We start from the raw sequence: 7613 nt of genomic DNA, 5'->3' as shown, positions 1-7613 counted from the left end.
AAAAAAGGCTTGAGCGAAAACAACTGCTAAATCTAAACAGTCATAACGGCGTGATCAACTGACTCAGCGGTTGCGTTTGGATTTGAAAAACTTATCCCCTAACCCTATAGGCGTGATAAACCGGCGCAACGGTTTCGGGTCAACGGTTTCGGGTCAACGGTTTCGGGTCAACGGTTGCAGAACAAACGAAAATGGATTATATAAAAAATATGAAAGAACAAAATTTTACTGCAGAAAACTGTTAGGACAAAATAGTTGCACGAAATTTTAAAGTATATCTTTTTTCTACCTCACCACAATCCTATCAATTTTAGAGAATACAGGAATGTAATCCCTAACAAGATATTGAGCACTACAAGTTGACCTTTCTTTTTCCCCCACTTTTTTCCCATGATATGATTTACCCAGTAAGCCATCGAAGTCGACAGCATCCCGACTACAAAAGCAACAAAAACATCAGGGAACCCAAAAATTCGACTGAGAATAAATCCAAGTCCTCCAACCACACACACTGGACAAACCATAATTGTCCTCCTATTCTTTAAATTTTATTTGAAATATTGAATTTTACTTTAAGCTTTTTCTATTTATGTCCAGATTTTGAGATTAAATCTATTAGTCAACATTTCGTGTCATTTGCATCTGCTTTTTTCTGTTGAATAAGGGAGAAATTCAGAACTGTTTTAAACATTTCTTCGTCAGTATCATTTCGTCCAACAAACCTGGCCTTAGATCTGTCTGTGCTGACATTTCCATTCTCCTGCATATAGACGTATGTTCCATTTTCAATGCCCACAATCACAAATGAGTCCGGAATATACACCGTATTAAAATATTGTGCCAGTTCTGGGTTCTTGTCGGCATCTATGGCAGCAATAGTTGCTTTTCCCTGATATTCTACTGCTAATTCATCAAGAACAGGCTTCAAAGACCTGCACTCTGGACACCATCTAGATCCTATCTTCACAAAGACAGGAGTTTTCTGAAGAGATGTGTTTAACTGCTCCAGTTGGGTTATAGCAATAACACTTTTCTCCATATTTACTTCAGAATTTATTGAATTTTGTGGAGTTTTTTCATCACATCCAGCTGTAAAGAGTACTAATACAAGCAAGATCAGTAATATAACTGATTTCTTCATGTTTGGTCTTCCATTATTTTCAATATTGCACAGTTAATTTTTTAAAATCTGTAAGTGTAAACATCTTGTAACAAATGATTAATTAGTAAAGTAATTCAGACTGCACGTCCATATTGTTAAAACAATAAGCCAAAATTTACTCTACTTAGGAGTATAAATGTATATAACTAGAAAATAAATAAAAACAGCCGAACAATTTATCCTTATTATAAAAAATTTGAAAAAATAGCAATTTACCTGTACTTGGTTGATGTTGCTTTTAGAGTACACCTAATAGTTTAGCTTAAACTGGTACTGAGTTGACTGAACCGCAAATTCATTCTTTTTAGAGTACACCTAATATCGTTTAACTATTTGTTCCTCGTTTCGGTGAGGCTGGAATATATTTCACTGTCATTTTTAAGGACTTACTTGACTTATTGTTTGTTTTTGAGAGACTATGTGTTAAATATGAGATGGATTTCTCCGTTGTTGACTCTGGACTGAAAGCGTTGTTTACTGATATTTAATCCAATTTTAAGTCCCTTATAGAATTCCTTAAACGCTGAATATCATATTCTTACTTTTTCACCTATGGTACGCGGAGTGGCTTATGACCTGTCGCCATTAGGCGGAAGAATGATTCAGGAAGATGCTAAGTCTCTACTTTAGCGGTAGTTCACTTCTATCCTTCTATGTTCTCAATATTACACTAATTCATTGGTCATCGGTTAAGGAAAAATCGTTATCAATTGCATTGATTTTCATAAAATTTGTTAAATTATTCATCAAATGCAAAACTGGAATCTGATATCGATTTCAATTTAAACACTAAACATTTGGGTTTGAGTTTTTCCGTCGAAATCGAGATCAGCAGCTCAAAATCCTTAACCGAATACAAATGTACACTAATTAAGTGTTATTTACTGGCCTCCTGTCATCTCGATTATAATAATTCTAATGTTCTATCTGTAAACATATTTTTTATACTTGTCAAAGCTCAACTCTACGATTAGGGAATACAACTTGACAGGTAACTGATCCGTGTAGATTTTACCATCAGGAAATCTACTATCAGGAAATTAATTTCCGAATGGGTTCCTTAAGATTTCGAATTTGACCTGGCAGGAGATGAAAAGGCAGACATTTTCATTTCCAGCATGCTGACCAAAAAACTATTGTCAGTACATTGAATTCAAAGCCGTGATTTCCGAGAGGCTGTCTTTCCAAAAGGTCTGTCTTTCCGAAAAGTCCGTCTTTCCGAAAGGACTGTCCTGGCCTGTAGAAATGCTCAGGTTTCAGGAGTGACTTTTCGGAATCAATCTTTCTGATTTTACGGTAATTGCGGCCGATAGAGCTGCTGTTGTACTAACGGATGTGGACATTGTGCCTGAAGTCATCCGTACCGGTTTTGATGACAATTCTGAAGTTGGTATTGAAAAATAGAATTTTTTTCGTAAATAAGGTTCAGTAATCCTTACCCACATCCAGGGAGATAATGTTTATAAATTAAAGAATATGTGCCCCTTCTCAAGCACTTTAATGGCTGCCTGGATAAAGCGTTCTGATAAGGTCTACAATTTTATAGGACTTATTCAGGGAGACCGATTCGTTTTTATTGCAAAGGAGTTCCCGACAAAAAATATTAAACTTGTCGGATTTGATTTTGAAGACTCAAGAGCGAACCTGGTTAAGAAAAAGAAGTTGAAGTGATCGAGAGAATTAATTGAAATGTCAAGGTTTAATGGAAAATTTATCTTCTTCAGAATAGTTAAGGTGCAGGAAGTCAAGAAATTCCCAAATATGCATTATTTGAATAAATCTAGCTGTTATACTTCTAGAAAAAAAAATACTCATTTTAATTAAAAATACGAGGTATTATGGTTTGGATTCAAAATAATATTTTCACTCATTTCAGTAAATTATCCTTTTATACAGATTATAACTACATTAAATAGCTAAATTTAACTTATTTTTTAAAAATAATCTTTATTTTTAGGTAAAAATAGAAAAGTAAATATTTAAAAGTTTTTTTATCGGCATTTTTAGATATACCTACAATAGTGATCAAATAAAAAAGTAATTCCATATTTCCCCGTCAAATTCGCCCAGATTTTCCAGGACTATTTAATTGTAAGTAAAATTTATTCCATATGCTTTATATAAACTAAAACTATATGTTTAATATGCCTACTAGCAATTAAAACTTAGATATATCAGCCTTAAAATTAAGATAGGCTTCCAAAAAATATTGTAATAAGTTAATTGCTAAAAGTAGCACATAGTGTTAATATTTGGGAAAAAATGGTTATAATAGCCACATTTCAAGATTAAGTAGACAAATCCTATGAATTCACTTTATCTTGAACTGTTGCCTATTCAAAAAGTACCCAAAGAGAATAGTGAATATCAATTGAAGATCGGGAGGAAACTGATGGATATTCAGTACTTTGTGATTATTCTGTGCCAGAAGTTCAGAGTAATATTCAATGACTTTGACATTCTCTGAGCAGATTGGTGGGTAAAAAATCTTCTAGACACTGATTTAAAATAATAATTTCCTAGGGTCATTTTATCTTAAATTAGTGTCTATGTAAAAATTTCTTAGAAAGAGTACAGCGTTAAAAAGTGGAGGGAAATATATTGGTATTACCGCGTTTTCATGTAAATTTCAATTTAATTATCGCCATATTAAAAGAAAATTTCACTATATATATTTAAACCATATATATACGTGAACTTCTTGTTTATAAAATAGCAAATGTGAAAAAATATAAAAAGCATACAAAGAATAGGAACGGAGGAAAATACAATGATTCCAATAATTGAATGGCAAGATTTCACTATAAACATTACATTATTACTCATAGCACTCTCAGAAAAATTCAACATAATTTTCAACTGAGTTTTACAGATGTTCAAAGAGTCAAAAAATGTCTGGAAAGTTGAGTTATAAAGAGATAAACTCATGCCTTAGAGAGTTTATTGCCCTTCTAATTTGAAAAATTCAAAAAATATTTGCAACGCCTGCTACTGTAAGAGATTGAAAAAAGATCATAATAGCCACCAGTTCAAGACAGTATTGACAAATCCCATGAATTCACTTTACCTTGAACTGGTGGCTACATAACGAATACGCAGAGGAAAGCGTACACATATAATAGAGCTGATTAAAATATAAGAATAACATTTCCAGTAAATATATTCCATTAATCACATGCTTAGAGGACACTTTAACATATGTCTTAAGTGATGTCTGTTTTAACAGAACGGACTGTAATAGGCTTTTCTTTTTCTGAATAAAATTAAAGTGGCCCAATCAAAAAGAGAAACATCAAGCTTGTTTCATTATTTTGAGTGGATAACTCGTATTCATCACCTAAATGTTAAAGTAATATATCTAATCTAGAAACGTCTGTTATTGATAATCAAACACAAGCTTAATGTTTCTCTTTTAGATCTAGCTACTTCATAACTGAACAATTATTTTCAACTTATAAAAACAACAAAGAGACGAATATGTAGTATTAGTTGCCTTCCAAAATAAGCATTATCTGTCCAGCTCTCATAGACTTGACAGAGTTCTAAAACTGCTATTGTGTAGTCTATGGGATTTGGCCTTCTAACAGGCTTTGAATCATAATGAAAACAAACATGATATTCCTTCATGCGTCTTCGGTTAAGTGAAGAATCGTGACAAATTGCATCAATTTCAACAACATTTGCCCAAAATTTTAATGCATTATGAGCTGGAATAGGGTATCGATTTTATGTAAATAGACCAAAATTTAAGGACGGCTTCTAATGCAAAATCGATAGCTTTCAGGCAAGAAAATTCCTTAACCGATGACCAATGGATATTCCTTGAATAACATGCACAACTATATGAAAATGAATGCTGATGGCAGCATTTTCATGCTAAATTTATCTTAGCTCACTCCATAGACTACATAGAACGATACCTCATGTTATCAGGCAAAATTTAAGTTGAAACATTGAAAACAAAAGTGAAGTGATATAATTATAAAAATTAATAGAATATATCAATAAATATATATTGGTATTTATATTTTGGTTTGGAAATTTAAGCATTTTAAGTGCTTTTTTAATATAAATTTAATATAGACGTATTTTCAAGTTTCCGGGTTAAAATAGCTCTGATTTTATATTACGGTTAAATAATTAGTAGAATATATTCGTTCTACTTTATATAAATTAACCTCATATATGGTGATATCTCATAGGCGAATAAATATTAAGAGTTTAATCTTAATATTAAAATAAACTTCTAATGTATAGTCGTCTTTGAGAATAAAATCTACAGGGGTGGAAAACTAGAATGGACTTTATTCTTACAATTGGACCTATAGCAAGCGTTGGACCTATTGAAGCTTTCAGGGGAGATTTTCTGCAATGTAATTTTACTTTCTAATCTCCTAAAGAGAGGATGGGCAATTAGTAATCCTGTATCGAGACACGAAAGTGTAAACATTTTCTTATCCTTATTAGCAGGATAAGAAGAGTTAATTCTAATATTAAGATAAACTTCTAATGTATAGTCGTCTTTGAGAATAAAATCTACAGGGGGGAAAACTAGAATGGACTTTATTCTTACAATTGGAACTATAACAAGCGTTGGACCTATTGCAGCTTTCATCGGAGACTTTAATCAATGTATTTTTAATTTCTAATTTCCTAAAGAGAGGATGGGCAATTAGTAATCCTGTATCGAGACACGAAAGTGTAAACATTTTCTTATCCTTATTAGCAGGATAAGAAAACTCAAAAACATTTTTTGATAAAGTTTTTATCTGCTCCTAGAAATTTATCTCATAATATTTACTCCAAAAATAGGCCCCAAAAGTCCACAAATGCATAAAAAAGAATGAGATAAGTAGTCATTGTTAAGAGAGGATGGGCAATCCTTAATCTGAAATCTAAAAATTAAACCGGGGGGAGAGCAAGAATGACTATTGGAAGTATTAACTTCATTGATTGTACGCAATTCAGTGTATTCGTTGGCTATTTTAATGAATGCATTTTCTTTTAATGAATGCATTTCCTAAACTCTCCTAGAGAGGATAGACAATTAGTAATCCTGTACCGAGACACGAAAGTGTAAACGATTTTCTCTTGTAGTCCTCGGCTAATATCTGATGACTACACTTGCAGTTTTTGGTTAATATTTGATGACTACACTTGTAGTTATGGGTTACATTTGATGACTACACTTGTAGTTTTTGGTTAACTTCTGATGACTACACTTGTAGTTATAAGTTACATTTGATGACTACACCTGTAGTTTTCAGCCAACATCTGATGATTATATTCCCTACGTTAAAATTCATATAGTGTCCATTATGAGAGAGCTCATCCCAAAACCAATTTCATTCCCAATTTATACTATTTTCATGTTGAAAATTAGATGATTATTTCAAGTTCAAGGTCTGGGATCGGCTCTGACAGAATATCAACATATTAAAAAAGAACGTTAACAATTAAAAACAGTAACATATTAAAAATGGTAACATATTAAACTCTGTATCTTATTCAGGACTTACGTACTTGAGGAACAAAATCAATTACGACAAAAACTTTAGATTAAATTTGGATTTTGAACCGTTGATGGTTTTATGCTGTTGATTTTTCAGTTCAGTTGCTTAAGTCCTGTTATACGTAAGTCCTGTTATTAAAACAAAAAATTACTTTAAATTACCTGAAAAAATAGTTATCGTTAAGAGAGGATGGGCAATCCGTAACTCCGAATCGACGACTACTTTACTTTTTTTATAAATATTCCCACGTTGGGATGTATATATATGTGTATGCATATATATTAGATTTACTTGGAGCACCAGAATTTTTTAAACATTAAGGAAGAATATAGGTATACGTACAAAGCTTTATAAGTGCTTTAAAGCTTATTGTCTGTTTGTTACCTAATTATGTAAAAGTGCTGTATCCTGAAATAACTTCGCAAATTCAAAACTATTTTAAAGTTCAATACACGAGGTAACAACAGGTACACAAAAGGTTAAACACTGAGTAAATTCCAATTCTGTTTTGATATTTGAAGTGATTTTGTAAAAGAAACAAACTCAAAGTTAAATTAAAACATTTGGCTACCTGCATACAATATATTAATAAAAAACTAAAACATAGTTTTATATTATTTATAGAAATAATTTTCTTAAATTCCAGAAGGTCAGTCAGGAGTGAAATTGTTGAGCTCAAGAGCTCCATATAAGATTTCCGGGAAATCCAAAAGAAAGAACATTTTATGTTTTATAGGCCTGCATAAATGGAAAAGAAGCGGTGGTTTGAATGTTTATTCTTCAAATGTGAGAGAAAAGTATTTCGTATGTACGCGTTGCGGGAAGACAAAAACAGTTTACGAACCAAAAACTAATGAAATCTGAAAAGCCCTGTTAAAGGAAATCTCATATTTAGCTGCTGTTCTCATATTTAGCTGCTGTTCTCATATTTAACTGCT

General features: G+C 32.0%; 4 protein-coding genes. 2 read left to right on the top strand and 2 right to left on the bottom strand.

The window, feature by feature from the left end; all coding sequences use genetic code 11:
- Positions 1-290: 290 nt before the first annotated feature.
- Together ASJ81_RS07135 and ASJ81_RS07130 are read right to left on the bottom strand one after the other, a co-directional pair.
- Positions 291-524 (bottom strand): hypothetical protein, encoded by a 234-nt coding sequence (locus ASJ81_RS07135; RefSeq protein ID WP_095643879.1) that lies wholly within the window; start codon positions 522-524, stop codon positions 291-293.
- Between the two features lie 95 nt (positions 525-619).
- A complete protein-coding gene (locus ASJ81_RS07130; RefSeq protein ID WP_095643878.1) occupies positions 620-1141 on the bottom strand; it encodes a thioredoxin family protein in 522 nt (173 codons plus the stop codon).
- 1521 nt (positions 1142-2662) lie between these two features.
- Here ASJ81_RS07130 and ASJ81_RS22100 point away from each other — a divergent pair.
- Together ASJ81_RS22100 and ASJ81_RS07125 are read left to right on the top strand one after the other, a co-directional pair.
- Entirely contained in the window at positions 2663-2833 is a 171-nt protein-coding gene (locus ASJ81_RS22100) for a hypothetical protein (protein WP_170943228.1), read from the top strand.
- 4502 nt (positions 2834-7335) lie between these two features.
- Complete coding sequence (locus ASJ81_RS07125; RefSeq protein ID WP_095643877.1) at positions 7336-7539, top strand: hypothetical protein; 204 nt, start codon at positions 7336-7338, stop codon at positions 7537-7539.
- The last annotated feature ends 74 nt before the right edge of the window (positions 7540-7613 follow it).

Origin of the sequence: Methanosarcina spelaei, assembly GCF_002287235.1 — an archaeon.
GTDB classification, from domain to species: domain Archaea; phylum Halobacteriota; class Methanosarcinia; order Methanosarcinales; family Methanosarcinaceae; genus Methanosarcina; species Methanosarcina spelaei.
The sequence above is the reverse complement of the archived record's forward strand: the minus strand, read 5'-3'. Positions and strand labels throughout refer to the sequence as shown.